12 protein-coding genes are annotated in these 15,063 nt (G+C 71.2%); 2 read left to right on the top strand and 10 right to left on the bottom strand.

What is annotated here, in order from left to right:
* Positions 1–52: 52 nt before the first annotated feature.
* The 8 genes from ABZ855_RS05095 to ABZ855_RS05060 all read right to left on the bottom strand — a co-directional run bounded on the left by ABZ855_RS05095 (position 53) and on the right by ABZ855_RS05060 (position 9,434).
* Positions 53–2,005 carry an anthranilate synthase family protein gene (locus ABZ855_RS05095; RefSeq protein ID WP_360801054.1) on the bottom strand — a complete coding sequence of 651 codons (1,953 nt, stop codon included), beginning with the start codon at positions 2,003–2,005 and terminating at the stop codon, positions 53–55.
* 17 nt (positions 2,006–2,022) lie between these two features.
* Positions 2,023–2,664, bottom strand: a complete 642-nt coding sequence (locus tag ABZ855_RS05090; protein ID WP_360801051.1) for an isochorismatase family protein — start codon at positions 2,662–2,664, stop codon at positions 2,023–2,025.
* A 54-nt stretch (positions 2,665–2,718) separates the two neighbouring features.
* The gene (locus ABZ855_RS05085; RefSeq protein ID WP_360801048.1) at positions 2,719–3,489 is read right to left on the bottom strand and encodes a 2,3-dihydro-2,3-dihydroxybenzoate dehydrogenase; all 771 of its coding nucleotides are present in this window, start codon (positions 3,487–3,489) and stop codon (positions 2,719–2,721) included.
* Positions 3,490–3,573: 84 nt separating this feature from the next.
* A complete protein-coding gene (locus tag ABZ855_RS05080) occupies positions 3,574–4,761 on the bottom strand; it encodes a 3-deoxy-7-phosphoheptulonate synthase (protein ID WP_360801045.1) in 1,188 nt (395 codons plus the stop codon).
* A 203-nt stretch (positions 4,762–4,964) separates the two neighbouring features.
* Positions 4,965–5,726, bottom strand: coding sequence for a glucose 1-dehydrogenase (locus ABZ855_RS05075; protein ID WP_360801042.1), 762 nt, complete (start codon positions 5,724–5,726; stop codon positions 4,965–4,967).
* Positions 5,723–7,228, bottom strand: a complete 1,506-nt coding sequence (locus ABZ855_RS05070) for an MFS transporter (RefSeq protein WP_360801039.1) — start codon at positions 7,226–7,228, stop codon at positions 5,723–5,725. The genes ABZ855_RS05075 and ABZ855_RS05070 overlap by 4 nt, the downstream gene beginning before the upstream one ends.
* Before the next feature lie 8 nt (positions 7,229–7,236).
* Positions 7,237–8,904, bottom strand: a complete 1,668-nt coding sequence (locus tag ABZ855_RS05065; RefSeq protein WP_360801036.1) for an FAD-binding protein — start codon at positions 8,902–8,904, stop codon at positions 7,237–7,239.
* Positions 8,905–8,945: 41 nt separating this feature from the next.
* On the bottom strand, positions 8,946–9,434 hold the full coding sequence (locus ABZ855_RS05060; RefSeq protein WP_360801033.1) for a cupin domain-containing protein: 489 nt from the start codon (positions 9,432–9,434) through the stop codon (positions 8,946–8,948).
* A gap of 229 nt (positions 9,435–9,663) precedes the next feature.
* Between ABZ855_RS05060 and ABZ855_RS05055 the strand changes: the two genes are divergently transcribed.
* The gene (locus ABZ855_RS05055; protein ID WP_360801030.1) at positions 9,664–10,839 is read left to right on the top strand and encodes a transaldolase family protein; all 1,176 of its coding nucleotides are present in this window, start codon (positions 9,664–9,666) and stop codon (positions 10,837–10,839) included.
* A gap of 11 nt (positions 10,840–10,850) precedes the next feature.
* Here the strand turns inward: ABZ855_RS05055 and ABZ855_RS05050 are convergent, their stop codons facing one another.
* On the bottom strand, positions 10,851–11,555 hold the full coding sequence (locus tag ABZ855_RS05050) for a class I SAM-dependent methyltransferase (protein ID WP_360801027.1): 705 nt from the start codon (positions 11,553–11,555) through the stop codon (positions 10,851–10,853).
* A gap of 254 nt (positions 11,556–11,809) precedes the next feature.
* On the opposite strand from ABZ855_RS05050, the gene ABZ855_RS05045 reads away from it, so the two are divergent.
* Positions 11,810–13,786 (top strand): helix-turn-helix domain-containing protein, encoded by a 1,977-nt coding sequence (locus tag ABZ855_RS05045; RefSeq protein ID WP_360801024.1) that lies wholly within the window; start codon positions 11,810–11,812, stop codon positions 13,784–13,786.
* Here the strand turns inward: ABZ855_RS05045 and ABZ855_RS05040 are convergent.
* Positions 13,762–15,060 carry a transposase gene (locus ABZ855_RS05040; RefSeq protein WP_360801021.1) on the bottom strand — a complete coding sequence of 433 codons (1,299 nt, stop codon included), beginning with the start codon at positions 15,058–15,060 and terminating at the stop codon, positions 13,762–13,764. The genes ABZ855_RS05045 and ABZ855_RS05040 overlap by 25 nt on opposite strands.
* Positions 15,061–15,063 lie beyond the last annotated feature (3 nt).

The following is a 15,063-nucleotide window of genomic DNA, read 5'->3' as shown; positions in this document are numbered from 1 at the left end:
AGCAGTACCGCGCCCCAGCGGTTGGTTTGCTCGTTCAGGTCCCACCAGACGATTACCGCTCGCACGACTGGAGCACCCCCGTGAGCGCGTCGGCGACGATGCGTACACCGTCCTGGGTGAGCACGGACTCGGCATGGAACTGCATCGACGCGAACCCCGGGCCGCGCAGTGCGTGCACCTCGCCGGTGTCGGGGTCCCGGCTCGCCTCGACGACCCCGACCCCGGCCCCGCCGCCGAGCCCGGCAGCCTCGAACTTGTCCTCCTGGCAGCGGGCGGCGAACGTGTTGTAGAAGCCGACCCGTTCGCGCGATCCGAACAGGTCGATCTCCCGCTGCACCCCTTGGTTGGGCACCGGCCGGCGGGCCAGTTCGAGGCCAAGCAGCGTGCTGAGCACCTGATGGCTCAGGCACACCGCGAGGAAGGGCCTCTGTTCGTCGAGGAGTTGGCGGATCGCGGTGCGCAGGTGGGCGATCTTGGGGTGCGTGACGGCACGGGGGTCGCCGGGCCCCGGGCCCATGACGACGAGGTCGTGTCCGTCGAAGGAGTACGGCTCGTCGAAGCGCCGGACCGTCGGTTCGAGCCCCATGGACCGCAGTTGATGGCCGATCATCGAGGTGAAGGTGTCCTCGGCGTCCACCACCAGCACCCTGCGGCCGGTCAGTTCGCGACCGCCGTCGGTCCGGGCGGCCGGACCCGCGTCCCGCTCGCTCAGCCAGAACCCGGCGATCGTGCCGTTGCGCTCCGCGAGGGCCTCGCGTACGCGCGGATGATCCGCCAGCCGTGCGGTGCCGGAGGTGTTCAGCGCCGCGAGCAGACCGGCCGCCTTCGCGTGGGTCTCGGCGACCTCGGACTCCGGGTCGGAGTGGCGGACGAGGGTGGCGCCGACGCCGATGCGCAGCCGGCCCGCGTTGTCGATGTCCGCCGTACGGATGAGGATCGAGGAGTCGAGCGTCCGGCCGCCGTGCTCGTCCCGGCCGATCAGGGCGATGGCGCCGCTGTAGTAGGCGCGGCCCTCCGGCTCGTACCGGCGGATCACCTTGCAGGCGCTCTCCAGCGGGCTGCCCGTCACCGTCGGCGCGAACATGGTCTCGCGCAGGATGGTGCGCGGGTCGTGGTCGCTGTCGCCTTCGATGAAGTACTCGGTGTGGGCGAGGCGCGCCATCTGCTTCAGGTACGGTCCGACGACCCGGGGGCCCGGGTCGCAGATCCGCGCCATCATCTTGAGTTCCTCGTCGACGACCATGTACAGCTCGTCGGCCTCCTTGCGGTCGGCGAGGAAGTCCATCACACCGTCCAGGGTGGGGCCGGCGGGCGGGTAGCGGTAGGTGCCGCTGATCGGGTTCATCACGGCCCGGCCGGCGTCCAGGCTCACGTGCCGCTCGGGGGTGGCGCCCACGAACGTACGGTCGCCGGTGTGCACGACGAAGGTCCAGTAGGCGCCCTGCTCCCGCTCCAGCAGCCGCCGGAAGAAGCCGAGTGCGCTGCGTACGGTGTAGTCGCTGATGTCGGCGACGAACGTCCGCTTGATGACGAAGTTGGCCCCCTCGCCCGTGCCGATCTCGTCCGCGATCACCTTGCGGACGAGATCCGCGTACTCGTCGTCGTCCTGCTCGAACCGGCCGCCGCTCAGCCGGACCGGTTCGTCCGGCAGCCGGCGCAGGGCGTCGGTGACCGGGATCATGGCCTGCTCGGCCACCGTCATCACGGTCAGCGGCTCGCCGTCGTCCACACAGGCGTAGCCGCGCTCGGCGACCTGGCGGTACGGGATCACCGCCAGGACGTCCTGGCGGGCGCCGCCCCGCGCCTGGTCCCGAGCCCCTTCCCCGTCTTCGTCTTCGTCTTCGTCACGCAGGTCCCGTACGGGGATCTGCGTGAGGGTGTCCACCGTCGACGCCTCGCCCGTCAGGATCTCCAGGGTGTCCGGGCCGTTGGTCCCGGGGCGGTGCAGCAGTGCGAAGGGGGCCGGGGCCGGCCTAAGAATCCGGTCGAGCAGATCCTGTGCCATACGGGACTTCTCCTCGTTCATCGGTCGAGTTCCGCGATGAGGGACTTGGTCGTCGTGACGACGGCGCAGCACTCGGCGGCGTAGTCGAGGGCCAGCCGGTGGCGTCCCAGGTCGAAGTCGGCGACGGCGTCGGCCACCAGGAACGTCTCGATGTCGTTGGTGAAGGCCTCGACGGCGGTCATGAGCACCCCGATGTGGGCGTACACGCCGCAGAGGATCAGCTGGTCGCGGCCCTGGGCGCGCATCCGTTCCAGCAGGTCGGAGCGGAAGAACGCGCTGTAGCGCCATTTGGCCAGCAGCCAGTCGTCCGGGCCGGGGGTGAGCGGCTCCACGACCTCCCGGTCGGCGGGGTCGACCCGCATGCCCGGTCCCCAGAAGTCCCTGAGCAGGCCGCGCTGTTCGTCGGTCATGCCGCCCGGCTGCGCGGTGTACGCGACCGGGATGCCCAGGGCGACGGCGCGCTCACGCAACAGGGCCGCGTTGTCGACCAGTTCGGCACCGGGTGCCTCGCCGGCGGGGAACTGCCGTACGAAGTACCGCTGCATGTCGTGGACGAGCAGAACCGCTCGGTCCGGCTCGGCCCGCCAACTCGCCGTGTTGGCGGGGAGGTCCGCGGCCTGGGGCATCGGGTAGGGCTGGATGGGGGGTATACCTGCCATGGTCTTCGGGTCTTCCTCGTGTCGCTGGAGCCGATCGGGCATGTGGGGGGCGGGTCAGACGCCGAGGGCCGCGCCGCCGTCGACGGTGAGGTCGTGCATCGTGATGTGCGCCGCCTGGTCCGAGAGGAGGAACGCCACCGCCTCGGCCACGTCCGCGGGGCGGGCCAGCCTGCCCAGCGGGATGCCCACGCGGTAGGCGTCGGGGTTGCCTTCGAGAGTCGCCGTCCGGCCGTGGTCGTCCTGCCACATGGACGTGAGCATCGGGGTCTCGGTGGAGCCGGGGGCGACCACGTTGCAGCGGATGCCGTGCTGGGCGGCCTCCAGACCGAGACACTTGGTGAACATCGTCGCGGCGGCCTTGGACGCCGAGTACGCGGCCATGTCCATCCGTGCCGTGCCCGCCGCGTTCGAGGCGATGGTGACGACGGCTCCGGAGCGGCGCGGCACCATCCGGTTGACCGCCGCGCGGGACATGAAGAACACGCCCGTGGTGTTGACGGCGAACGTCGACGTCCAGTCGGCGTCGGTGAGTTCGCGGGCCTTGGCCAGACGCAGCACGCCGGCACCGTTGACCAGGTGGTCCAGCGGACCGACGGTGTCCTCGGCCTCCGCGACCAGGCGCTCGGCCTCGGCGCTCACGGTGACGTCCCCGGGGAACGCCCTGACGTCCAGGCCGTCGTGCGACAGTTCCGCCGCGACCTCGCGCAGTCGGTCGCCGTCCCTGTCCACCGCCGCGACGCGTGCCCCGCGCTCGGCGAGGGTCCGTACGACCGCCGCGCCTATTCCGCCCGCGGCGCCCGTCACCAGTGCGATCTTGCCGTGCATGACTGGTCCCCCTGATCGGTTGCTGATCGATTGCTGATCGGTTCCCTGCTCGGCCGACGAGGCAGGCCCGTCGGTTGCCGCTCGTCATCGACGCCAGGCCGAGGCGACCTCCACTGCCTGCCGCGGATTCAGCCTCGGGTCGCAGAAACTGGTGTACTTGTCCCCGACCGAATCCAGGTGCGTACGATCGGCCACGCATTCCGTGACGCTGTCCGGAGTTGTTTCCAGGTGCAGGCCTCCCGGAATTCCTCCGGCCGATTCCACGGATTTCTGGAATTCCTCGACCTCCCGTATCACCGTTTCCACGAACCGGGTCTTCAGACCGTCGGGTCCGGCCACGGTGTTGCCGTGCATCGGGTCACAGAGCCAGCTGACGGGGTGCCCCGCGGCGCGTACGGCCCCGACCAGGGCCGGGAGTCTCTCCGGCCCCGCGCCCGCCCCCATGCGGGCGATCAGGGTGAGCCGGCCGGGCCGCCGTCGCGGGTCCAACCGCTCGCACAGCCGCAGGAGTTCCGCCGGGTCCATGCTCGGGCCCACCTTGCACGCCACCGGGTTGCGGACCGCCGCCAGCAGCGCCACGTGGGCGCCGTCCACCTGGCGGGTGCGCTCGCCGATCCACGGCCAGTGGGTGGAGGTGAGGAGCGGGCGGCCGTCGCCGTCGGCGGCGTCGGCATCGTCCTGACTGCGCACCAGCGGGAGTTCGTAGTCGAGGAGCAGTGCCTCGTGGCTGGTCCACACGGGGGCCTGGGCGCGGGGTGTGCTGCTGGACCAGCCGAGGTGTTCCATGACCTCGCGCGCGGCGCGGTAGCCGGTCAGCAGACGGCGCGGGTCGGGTCGGCGCAGCTCCGGGTCGGGGTTCGGGTCGTTGACCATATGACCGCGGTAGACGGGGAGTTCGACGCCCTGGACGGTCTCGGTGGGCCGGGAGCGGGGCTTGGTGTACTGGCCGGCGATCCGGCCCACCCGGACCACGGGCTTGCCCGTCTGTACGCGCATGACGCCCGCCAGCAGGTCGAGCACCGCCGCCTTGCGGGCCACGTCGACGGGACCGCGTTCCGCCCAGTCCTCCGCGCAGTCGCCGGCCTGGACGACCAGGGCCTGTCCTTCGGCGACCGCCCTGAGGTGGCCGTGCAGCTGGGCCACGTCCGCCGCCTCGACAAGGGGCGGCAGCACACCCAGTTCCCGCCGCACCGATTCCGTCTCGGGACGGGAGGGCCAGTCGGGCTGTTGCAGCGCGGGAAGCGCCTCGATGAAAGCGAGCTCGCTGTTCAACTCGGTTCCTCTCGTGGAGTGGAGACGAAGAATGGTTTCCTCGGCTGAACCCGTGAGTTGCTTTCATCAATTCTGTGGAATTATGGATTCTTCGTGAAGTGCCGAATCGCTACTTTGTCAGGTTTCCGGATTCCGACCGCGGATTCCGGCCGCGAGCTCCGGGTGAATTCACTCCGAAACCCGCGGACGGAACGGCAATGGCGTCAGGAAGTGACGCCGCCGTCGACGACGATGTCCTGGCCGACGACGAAACTCGCCTCGTCGGAGGCCAGCCACAGCACGGCGGCGACGATCTCGTCCGTCGTCGCGACGCGCCCGATCGGAACCACCGAGGCCAGCCGGGCGGCCCGGTCGGCGTCGGTCTCGCCGGGTCGCAGCGACATGGTGGTGTCCGTCGCGCCGGGGCTGACGGCGTTGATACGGACGTTGTCCTTGATGTGGTCCAGGGCGGCGACGCGGGTGAGGGTGCTGACGGCAGCCTTGGAGGCCGCGTAGGCGGCCATGCCAGGACGTCGGCCGTGGTAGCCGATGTTGGACGCCGTGTTCACGATGGCTCCGCCGCCGTGCTCCCTCATGTACGCGATCTCCTGCCGCATGGACAGGAGTACGCCGGTCAGATTGACGTCGAGGACGGACTGCCAGACGGCCAGGTCGAGGTCCGCGACCGGGGCGGGCCGGCCGAAGATGCCCGCGTTGTTGTGCGCGACATCCAGGGCGCCGTGCCGCTCGACGGTCTCCCGCACCAGCCGCGCCATGTCCTCGGGCCGGGTGACGTCGGCGACGACGGAGGTGGCGGTGCCGCCGTCCTCCGCCACGAGCCGGCTGGTCTCCTCGATCGACTCCGGCCGGGCGCCGGCGACGACCACGGTCGCGCCCTCACGTGCGAAGGCCCGGGCGCTGGCCCGGCCGATGCCGGCCCCGGCCCCGGTGACGACGACGACCTTGCCTTTGAAGCGGGCGGTCATAGGGGGTACTCCTCATGGGTGGGGGTGGGCTGCGTCTCCGTACGGGAGCGCAGCAGGAAGAAGGCGCAGAGGGCCGCCGCCGCGAAGGCCGCCGCGGCGATCCCGAGGGCGAAGCCGTATCCGGCCGCCTGGGCCGAGGCCGCGGCGCCGCCGGAGTGGTCCAGGTCCGCCGTGTGACCGGCGGCCAGTGTCACCAGTACGGCGAGGCCGACCGCCGGTCCCGCCTCCAGGGCGGTGTTGACCACGGCACCGGCCAGTCCCGCCTGCTCCTGCGGGACGTCGGCGGTCGCGGCGACGGTCGACGAGGCGAACACGAGGGCCGCTCCGGCGGGGAAGAGCACCAGGCCGGCCAGCACGGCACCGACGTACGGCGTGTCCGCGCCGATGGTGCTCAGGGTGCCGAGTCCGAGGCCGGTGATCACCAGCCCCGAGACGAGTACCGCGCGCGGTCCGAAGCGCTGGACCAGGCTGCCGACGGTCATACCACTGGCGACCAGGGTCAGTCCGAAGGGCACGAAGGCAGCCGAGGTCTCCAGCGCCGAATAGCCGCGTACCTGCTGGAAGTAGAGGGCGAGCATGAAGAAGATCGTCGTGATGCCCGTGGCGCCCAGGAAGACCGCGAACAGCGCGACCGCCCGGCGCGGCGAGGCGAGGAAGGACAGCGGCAGCAACGGCTGCGGGACCCGGGACTCGGTGACGACGAAGCCCAGCAGCAGTACGGCGCCGCCGCCCAGCGCGCCGAGCGCCACGGGGGAGGTCCAGCCGCGTTCGGGTGCCTCGACGAGGCCGTAGCTGAGCAGGGCGATCCCGGCGGTGACCAGGAAGGCGCCCAGGATGTCCAGCCTGCCGCCGCGCGGCGCCGGCCCCGCCGGGACGAGCCGGGGGGCCAGGGCGAGGGCGAGGGCCGCCACCACGACGGGCAGGACGAACGCCCAGCGCCAGTTGTTCCAGGAGGAGACCAGCCCCGACAGCAGCATGCCCGCGGTGCCGCCGGACGCGGCGAGACCGCCCCAGAAGGCCATGGCCCGGGCGTACTTGCCGGGTTGCGTGTGCAGGACGCCCACCAGCGCCATGGCGGCGGGTACGGCGAGTGCCGCGCCGGCGCCCTGGACGAAGCGTGCCGCCAGCAGCGTCCACAACCCGGTGGACACCCCGGCCAGCGCCGAACTCGCCCCGAACACAAGGGTTCCGGTGAGGAACACCCGGCGGGTGCCGTACAGGTCGGCCAACCGGCCGCCGAGCAGGAGCAGTCCGCTGAACGACATGCCGTACGAGGCGCCGAGCAGGGCCAGTTCCGCCCCGTTCGCGCCGAACTCCCGCTGGATGTCCGGGAGTACGACGTTCAGCACGCTCATCGCGAGGATGAGCGCGAACTGGACCGAGGCCAGCAGGGCGAAGGCCCCCCTCGTCCGTGTGCCGCTCCCGCCCGCGTCCGTCGCGTGCGGCCGGGCCCCTTCCGGCTCGGCCGCGGTCCCTGTCTCCTTGACGTCATGCTGCTGCACGGGTCGCCTCACGTCTGGTCGGGAAGGGCGATGGACTGCGAGTGCCGGAAGATGTTCCGTGGGTCGTAGACGGCCTTGATCCGCTGGAGGCGCGGGTAGTTGTCCTTGTAGTAGAGCGTGTACCAGGGCACGCCCGTCGTGTTCTGCCGGGTGTCGGCGATGTCCGCGTCCGGGTAGTTGATGTAGCAGCCGTCCGTGGCCGCGCCCGGCACGGGGTAGCCGCCGGTGGCCGAGAAGACCTCGCCGTAGACGTCACGCACCCACGAGATGTTCGCGTCGTCGCCCTCGGTGTCGCCCCAGAAGCTCTGGAAGAGCCCCTTGAAGACCGAGTCGCGCTGGGCCGCGGCCGTGTCCCCGGAGGCGACGGTGTTGATCTTCCCGCCGTAGGAGAGCAGGACGACCATGGAAGCGGGGTTCTCGTGGTCGGTGCGGGTCAGGTGCCGGTACATCGACGCGGCCTGCGCGTCCGTGACGTTCCGGCGCAGGTAGGCCGACTTGTGGTGGCCGCGCAGCGTCGGGTTGGTCAGGGTCGGGTTGCTCGTGCCGAGCAGCTTCACCGAGGTCAGCCAGGACAGCCGCTGCGGGGTGAACAACTGGGGCAGCGCGCCCAGTTCACCGACGGGCTCGGACATCGGGCGTACGGCCCGCTCGGACACGGCGGACGTGATCTCGGTGAGGAAGTCCGTGAGCACCTGCTCCGCGCCCGGCACGGTGGCGTCGATCTGGGTGAGCAGTCCGATGGCGCCGTTCGCCCGGTGGTTCATCATCAGGAAGCTGCACAGCGAGGCCGCGGCGGAGCCGGCGCCGGCGTTCTCCTCGTGCCAGGCCCCGAACTTCCCGACGAGGGTGGTGTACGCGTCCTTGTCCAGTTCGCTCCACGGCAGGGCGATCGCGCTGACCAGCACCTCCTTCGGCGGCCTGGGCAGCAGGGCCGAGGGGTCGGTGCCGGTGGCGCCGGGACTGCGGAACCAGTACCGCGTGATGATGCCGAAGTTGCCGCCCCCGCCGCCGGTGTGCGCCCACCACAGGTCGCGGTTCGGGTCGTCGGCCTCACGCGTGGCGACCACGCTGCGGGCCTTCCCCGCCGCGTCCACCACGACGACCTCGACGGCGTACAGGTGGTCGACGGTCAGTCCGTGCCGACGGGACAGCATCCCGTACCCGCCGCCGCTGATGTGACCGCCCGCCCCGACCGAGTAGCACATGCCGCCGGGAATGGTGACGCCCCAGCCCTTGAACAGTGACTCGTAGATATGGAGAAGGGTGGCACCCGCGCCGACCTCGAAGGCCCGGCGCCGCTCGTCGTACGAGACGGTGTCGAGCAGCGAGGTGTCGATGACGACCCGGACGTCCGGGTTGAACACGAAGTCCGTGTAGCAGTGGCCACCGCTGCGCACCGAGATCCGCTTGCCCGCGTCCACGGCCTCCTGTACGGCGCGCACGACCTGCGCGGTCGTCCTGACGAGCCGTACGGAGTCGGGCCGGCCGACCCAGCGGGCGTTGTTACCGACGACGAGGTCGGCGTAGCGGGGGTCCGAGGGGAGGACGGTGACGGCGTCGGCCGCGGCGGCGGCCGTGGGAGAGGCGGTCGCCGCCGTCGCCGCGGGAGCGGCTTCGAAAGCGGCGGCGCCTATCGCGGCGGCGGCCGTACCGGTCAGAACACTACGTCTTTTCATGGAACTCGCGATCTCTTTCCTCGTAGTCGCTTCGTCGTCGGTCAGTCGGCCCAGATCAGGCCGAGTCCGAGGTTTCCCGCGAATTCCTGGGTCCGGCCCACCGACCACGACTCACCCACCGGCGCCGACTTTCCCAGCCGGGTCGGATAACCCGTCTCCGAGAAGAACCTCTCGAATCCGCCGGGTGTGGTGATCACGTAGAAGCGGGCGGTCTCGCTCTCCACGAGATAGGAATGCGGGATACCGCGCGGCAGGAACAGGACGCCGGAGCCGTTGACGGTCTCGGTGCGGTCGCCGACGGTGAGGACGACCTCACCGCCCTCGACGATGAAGATCTCGTCCTCAAGAGTGTGGGTGTGGCGTGCCGCCCGTTCCCCCGCCACCGCGCTGAAGTGGGTGATTCCGAGCGCACCGCCGGTCTCCTCGGCGGTGAGCTTGGTGGTGACCAGGGAGCCCTTTCCCCACAGCCGGGCAACTCCCTCGCCGTCGCGGCGGATCAGCGGCGACCGTCCGTCGAACCCTGTGGTCAAGGTTTTTCCTCCAGAGAACGCGGCAGTCGATTTCGGCCGTCCGGCCAGCTGCTCTCCGGGAGATTCACACGCCACCTTCATCCACGGCAACGCGGTCGGGATTAGTTTGTCAGGTGCCGTTGCGCAGCACTTCACGGAACATGATCGCAACCTCGGGCGAATACTTTGTCAGGTATCTCGACCTGCAATACGGTCCTAGAATTCCGCCAGTCCACGGGCGGAGGCAGCCATGACCACACGGCCATGTTCGGCAGTCGGCGGTGTCCTGATCCGGCTCGCGGCGGAGGGGGTCCATCTCTGGCTCGACGACTTCCACCGTGGCCAGCTGGCCGACGGCAGCCTGCGCCGGATGGTGGCCGACGGTCTGGTCACGGGTGCCGTGTCACGGCCGGCGGCCCTCGTCCGCGCGATGAGGGCGGGCACCGGCGCATACGGGGACCGGCGGTCGTCGCCTCCCGAGGAATCCGCGCCGGCGGGGGAATCAGCTCCTGCGGGGGAATCCGCGGAGGAACGCGTCTACGCCCTCCTCGCCGAGGACGCCCGCCGTGCCTGCGCTCTGCTCGACCCCGTGTTCCGGGCGACGCACGGCATGCTCGGCCGGGTCTCCGTCGGTGTCGCGCCCTCGCTGGCCTCGGACGCGACGGCGCTGACGGACCGGGCGCGACGGCTCGCGGAGTCGGTGGGCCGGCCGAACGTCCTGATCCGGGTCCCCGTGACCCCGCGGGGCCTGGTGGCCGCCGGGGACCTGCTCGCCGACGGGATCGGTGTGCACCTGACGTCCGTCTACTCCGTCGACCGGTACGCCCAGGCCGTGGACGTCTATTTCCGTGGCCTGGAACGGGCCGCCGCGGGCGGTGTGGCCGCGGCCGACGTCAGCTCGCTCGTCTCCCTGGACCTCGGCAGCCTCGGCGCCCTGGTCGACGCCCGGCTGGACGCCACGGCGGCGCCGTCCGTCGCCGACGCGCTGCGCGGACGGGCCGCGACGGCCACGGCACGGCTCGTCTACCGCCGTTACGAGGAGAGCCTCGGGTGCCCCCGCTGGCGCGAGCTGGTGGTACGGGGCGCCCGCCCGCAACGTCTCCTGTGGACCACCCGGAACGCGGCGGACCCCGCGGGCCCCGAGACCGCCGGGGACCCGGAGATCTTCCACCTCATCGCCTGGATGACCCTGCACGCCCTGCCGCAACCCGCGCTCGAAGCGCTGGCGCTGAACCAGCACGAGAGCCTGCGTGGTGACACCTTGTCAGGTGCGCACGGTGCGGCCTGCGCCGTCTTCGACGCCCTCGAACAGGCGGGTGTCGCCATCGAATCGGTCGCCCACGAGCTGGAACAGGCGGAACACGCAAGGGAGATGGCGGTGTGGGACGAGCTGGTGACCACGGTCGGCACGAGCCAGGGCACCTGAACGAGCCCGGACTAGGGCCTGTCGTCCCGGATCTCCAGCAGCAGGTGCTCGACCACGTCTCCCCGGTCGAGCACGTCGAGCTTGGCCAGCGGCCGAAGCTGCCGTCCCGTCTCGGCGCCGATCCGGTGCAGCCCGTCCAGGTCCCCCCTGCTGCTGAAGTGCAGCAGGGCCCGGCCCTCGGCCGTCAGCCGGCGGGGCGCCTCGTCGACGTACCGGCGGTGGGCCCGGTACCCCGGGTCGACATAGGCCCGCTCCAGGACCGTCCCGAACCGGAAGTCCTCCGGCGCGCGGACGTACGGCGAACTCCAGACGATCGTGTCGAAGCGCTGTCCGGGCGTCAGTTGCTCGAACAGGTCACTGTGCACGGCCGTGACGCCGCCGAGGACGCCGTGCCGTCGTGCGTTGAGTGCGGCGTTGCGCACGGCCTCCGTGCTGATGTCGGAGGCGACGACCGTTGTACAGCCCTCCAGGGCAGCTGTCACGGCGACGACGCCGGTCCCACAGCCGACCTCCAGGAAGGCGCCGCGCCAAGGGAGTCGGGCCTGCTCCATGAGTTCCAGCACGATCTCGGTCGTACCCGCGTGCGGCGGCGCGAAGACGGAGTCGAGGAGATCCCACTCCCGCCCGCGCAGCGAGAAGACACCGGGCCGGTTCTCCGGCAGCGCGGAGTCCCTGCTGCGTGCGAGTGAGCGCAGATAAGACTGGGTTTCCGACATGACGACTCGACGTCCCTCTCCCCCGTGGCGGGCACCGTAGTGGGTACCCGGGGCGATCTTTCCGCGAACTCCCGCGGGGGCGACAGGTGTTCCGGCCACACATCCGCGGGCGGAGCATGGTGCTCCGGCCACACCGCCAGGCGCAGGACATCACACCACTGTCGGGTTGCTGCCCCGACGGCCAGGAAGTTAGCCTCCCGAAGGGACGTGCCAGAGGTACTGGGGGACACGCCCCTCGAGCAGAGAGGCCGGCAATGCAAGGGGGGCCGCCGCAGCCATCCGTCGACGCGAACGCACTGTCCGTACTCGAACTGCTCGCGGAGGGGGCACCGGCCGCACGGTTCGAGGATCTCCTGCGTACCGCCCGCCGCGGGCACGCCTCCCCGGACGCCCTCGCGGAGCTCGAGGACGCCGTCCGCCTGGCGTTCCGCGTGCACTCCCTGTTCAGCCACGCCCAGCAACGGGAGGCGGGGCTCGCCGCGCTCGTCGACACGGCACACGACCTCACGCTGGTGCGGAACCTGGACAGCCTGCTGCACGAGATCGCCCGCCGGGCGCGCCGTCTGCTGAACTTCGACATGGCCTACGTCGGACTGCGCGACGAGGAGGACGGCTGCTCCTACATCAGGGTCGCCGAGGGCCAGACAACCTCGCTCAGCGTGGGCCTCAGAACCAGCGACGACTCCGGTATCGGCAGCCTCGTCCAGTCGACCCGGGCCCCGGCCTGGACCTCCGACTACCTCTCCGACGAACGGCTCCCGCACTCCCTCGACATCGACACGGTCGTCCAGGCCGAGGGGCTGCACGCCATCGTGGCGGTGCCGCTCGGCTACGGCACCACGGTCTTCGGCACCCTCTACGGCGCCAACCGGACCGTGCGGCACTTCTCGCCGGACGAGATCAGCCTCATGCGCTCGCTCGGCAATCTGGCCGCCGTCGCCATCGAGCGCGCACGGCTGCTGGAGGAGACCCGGGCCGAGGTCACCGAAGCCGAACTGGACCGTTCACGGGCCCGCAGCAGTCTCGACGCGCAGCGCCGCGTCGAGGAGGCCTACATCCACCTGATCGACCTCGTTCTGAACGGCTGCGATCCGCAGACCCTCGTCGAGGCGGCCGTCAGGGATCTGTCGGGCGCGCTGGTCGTCCGCGACTGCGTGGGACGCACGGTCGTCGAGATCGGCACCCTGCCCGACCTCGCCGAGGACGACATCCTCGGCTGGACGTACGACGCCCACGCGGCGGGCCGCCCGGTGCCGATACCGGCGAACGGCGGCTGGGTCGCACCGGTCACCGCCGGCTGCGAGAACCTCGGCGCGATCGTGCTGATACCCGGCCGACCGCTCACGGACGGCTTCGGAGTACGCCTGCTCCAGCTGACCGCACGGTCGGTGGCCCTCGTCCAGCTCATGCAGCGCACCACGGTCGTGGCCCACGACCAGATCCGCGACGAACTCTTCGACGAGCTGCTCAGCGGTGTCCGCCCGCTGCCCCGCCAACTCAAGTCGCGCGCACACCGGTTGGGCATAGCCATCGACGAACCGCACGTCATGGTGGTCGCTCGCCCCGAGGGCGACTCCCACAACTCCCAGGGCAGAGCGGCGGCTTGGGCATCGTCGTACGCGCATCGCACGTCCGGCCTCATGAAGGTGTACGACGGCTGTGTACGGCTCCTGCTGCCCGGCAAGGACCCGTCGGCCGCGGCCGACGCCGTGTCCAGGGAACTCTCGCCGCTCCTCGGACACCCCGTCACGATCGGCGCGGCCGGCCCCGTGCTCGGCCCCGACCAGGTGGCGCAGGCCCACCGTGAGGCGCTCAGCTGTCTGGAGGCGCTCACCGAGCTGGGCAACCTGGGCGGTGTCGCGACCCCGCAGCAGATGGGCTTCCTGGGGGTGCTGCTCTCGGAGACCCGCGGGGTCGGCGACTACGTCGCGACGGTGATCGGACCCGTCCTGGACTACGACGTCCAGCGGTTCACCGAGCTGACCCGCACCCTGGAGGCGTACTTCGCCTCCTCGGCCAGCCCCACCCACGCGGCCTCGGCGCTGCATGTGCACCCGAACACGGTCTCCCGGCGCCTGGAACGCATCACCGAACTCCTCGGCACCGGCTGGCAGGAGCCCGAACGGGCGCTGGAGATCCAGTTGGCTCTGCGCCTGCACCGGGCCCGCCGAACCCTGAACCACCGGCAGAGCGACCGGGCCGGTGCTCAGGCGGAGAGCCGCGGCGAGTAGACCGGCTCCCCGTCCGCCGCGTCCGCCAGCGCGGACACGGCGTGCGCGGCCGAGACGAGGGTCATGTGGCGGTGCCACCCGCTGAACGAGCGCCCCTCGAAGTCCCGCATGCCGACTCGCTCACCGATCCGCTCCTCGGCCACGGCGACGCGCCGCGTCATCCGCGCCAGCCGCAGCACATCCGCGACGGACGAGAACGCCGGCGTCGACGCCGGGGAGACCAGCCACAGGTCGGGCGAGGACTTCTCGCCGGCGTGCCACTCGCCGACCAGCAGCAGTTCGGACGGCGCCTGCGGCTCCAGGGGAACCAACGACCCCGCGGCCCTCGTGCGAGAACCGGCTTCGAACCCGGAGCCGGAGCCCGGCTGGGTCAGCCGTACGCGAACCGCCGCCACGAGCGAGGTGCGGCGGCCCGCGGCACCGGCCTCCGGTTCCCGCCACGACAGCGGACGCCGCAGCCCGCGTACCGACTCCATGATCTGGTGCGCCGGGGCGGCACCGGCCCGGTATCCGGGCATCGTCCGGTCGGCCACGGTCAGCCGTGTGTTCCCGCGCACCGGGGTGAGCAGCGGCACCCGGGCCTTGGCGAAGGCACGCAGTACCCCGTTCGGATTCTCCGGCGGCAGGTCCAGTACGACGGGCCGGGCCGGGTACTCCCAGAGGCCCGGGACGCTGAGGGCCGTGGCGGTCGCGCACTCGTCGAGACTCTCCGCGTGGGCGCTGTCGGGGATCTCGGCCCGTCGGCGCCGGCGCGGATCGGTGAGCCAGAGCTCGGACAACCGCAGCCGCCACTGCACGGGAACACTCACCCGGTCACCGACCGCCCAGGCCCCGAAGGCCAGTTGCCCGTTGAGTTCCTGCCCGCGCTCGGGCGCCGGCTGCCGCGCCACACCGACCGAGTGCTCACCGGCCTTGGCGATGAACAAGGGCCGCACGACCCAGGCGAGTGGCGGCCACAGCGCGTCGACATGGGCGGCGAGGGCGGTACGCAGCGGTGCCCAGTCCCAGGTGGAGCTGCTGATGAAGTGATGCAGTGACTGCTCGACCGCGCTCTCGTCGGCGAGTGCGTCGGCGGCGAGCGCGGCGATGTTCCGGATCGACTTCCGCCCCGGCGCCGCCAGCAGCCCGTTCAGATACTGCCGGCCCTTGAGCCGCTGGTCGCTGCGTGGCAGTGACGCGAACAGCTCGGAGCACAACTCCTCGCTGGGCAGGTCCGGTCTACGGCCCGGACCGCGGCTTGTGGCCCGGCGTTCGATGGTGGCTTCTGCGTTCACGTG

The sequence above is a fragment of the Streptomyces sp. NPDC047042 genome, assembly GCF_040644035.1.
Lineage (GTDB): Bacteria > Actinomycetota > Actinomycetes > Streptomycetales > Streptomycetaceae > Streptomyces.
This window is presented reverse-complemented; position numbering and strand designations above follow the sequence as displayed.

Bases quoted from the DNA above. Each gene is read 5' to 3' on its own strand.
- ABZ855_RS05095 (WP_360801054.1), bottom strand. From the start codon at position 2,005: ATGGCACAGGATCTGCTCGACCGGATTCTTAGGCCGGCCCCGGCCCCC.
- ABZ855_RS05090 (WP_360801051.1), bottom strand. From the start codon at position 2,664: ATGGCAGGTATACCCCCCATCCAGCCCTACCCGATGCCCCAGGCCGCG.
- ABZ855_RS05085 (WP_360801048.1), bottom strand. From the start codon at position 3,489: ATGCACGGCAAGATCGCACTGGTGACGGGCGCCGCGGGCGGAATAGGC.
- ABZ855_RS05075 (WP_360801042.1), bottom strand. From the start codon at position 5,726: ATGACCGCCCGCTTCAAAGGCAAGGTCGTCGTCGTCACCGGGGCCGGG.
- ABZ855_RS05065 (WP_360801036.1), bottom strand. From the start codon at position 8,904: ATGAAAAGACGTAGTGTTCTGACCGGTACGGCCGCCGCCGCGATAGGC.
- ABZ855_RS05055 (WP_360801030.1), top strand. From the start codon at position 9,664: ATGACCACACGGCCATGTTCGGCAGTCGGCGGTGTCCTGATCCGGCTC.
- ABZ855_RS05050 (WP_360801027.1), bottom strand. From the start codon at position 11,555: ATGTCGGAAACCCAGTCTTATCTGCGCTCACTCGCACGCAGCAGGGAC.
- ABZ855_RS05045 (WP_360801024.1), top strand. From the start codon at position 11,810: ATGCAAGGGGGGCCGCCGCAGCCATCCGTCGACGCGAACGCACTGTCC.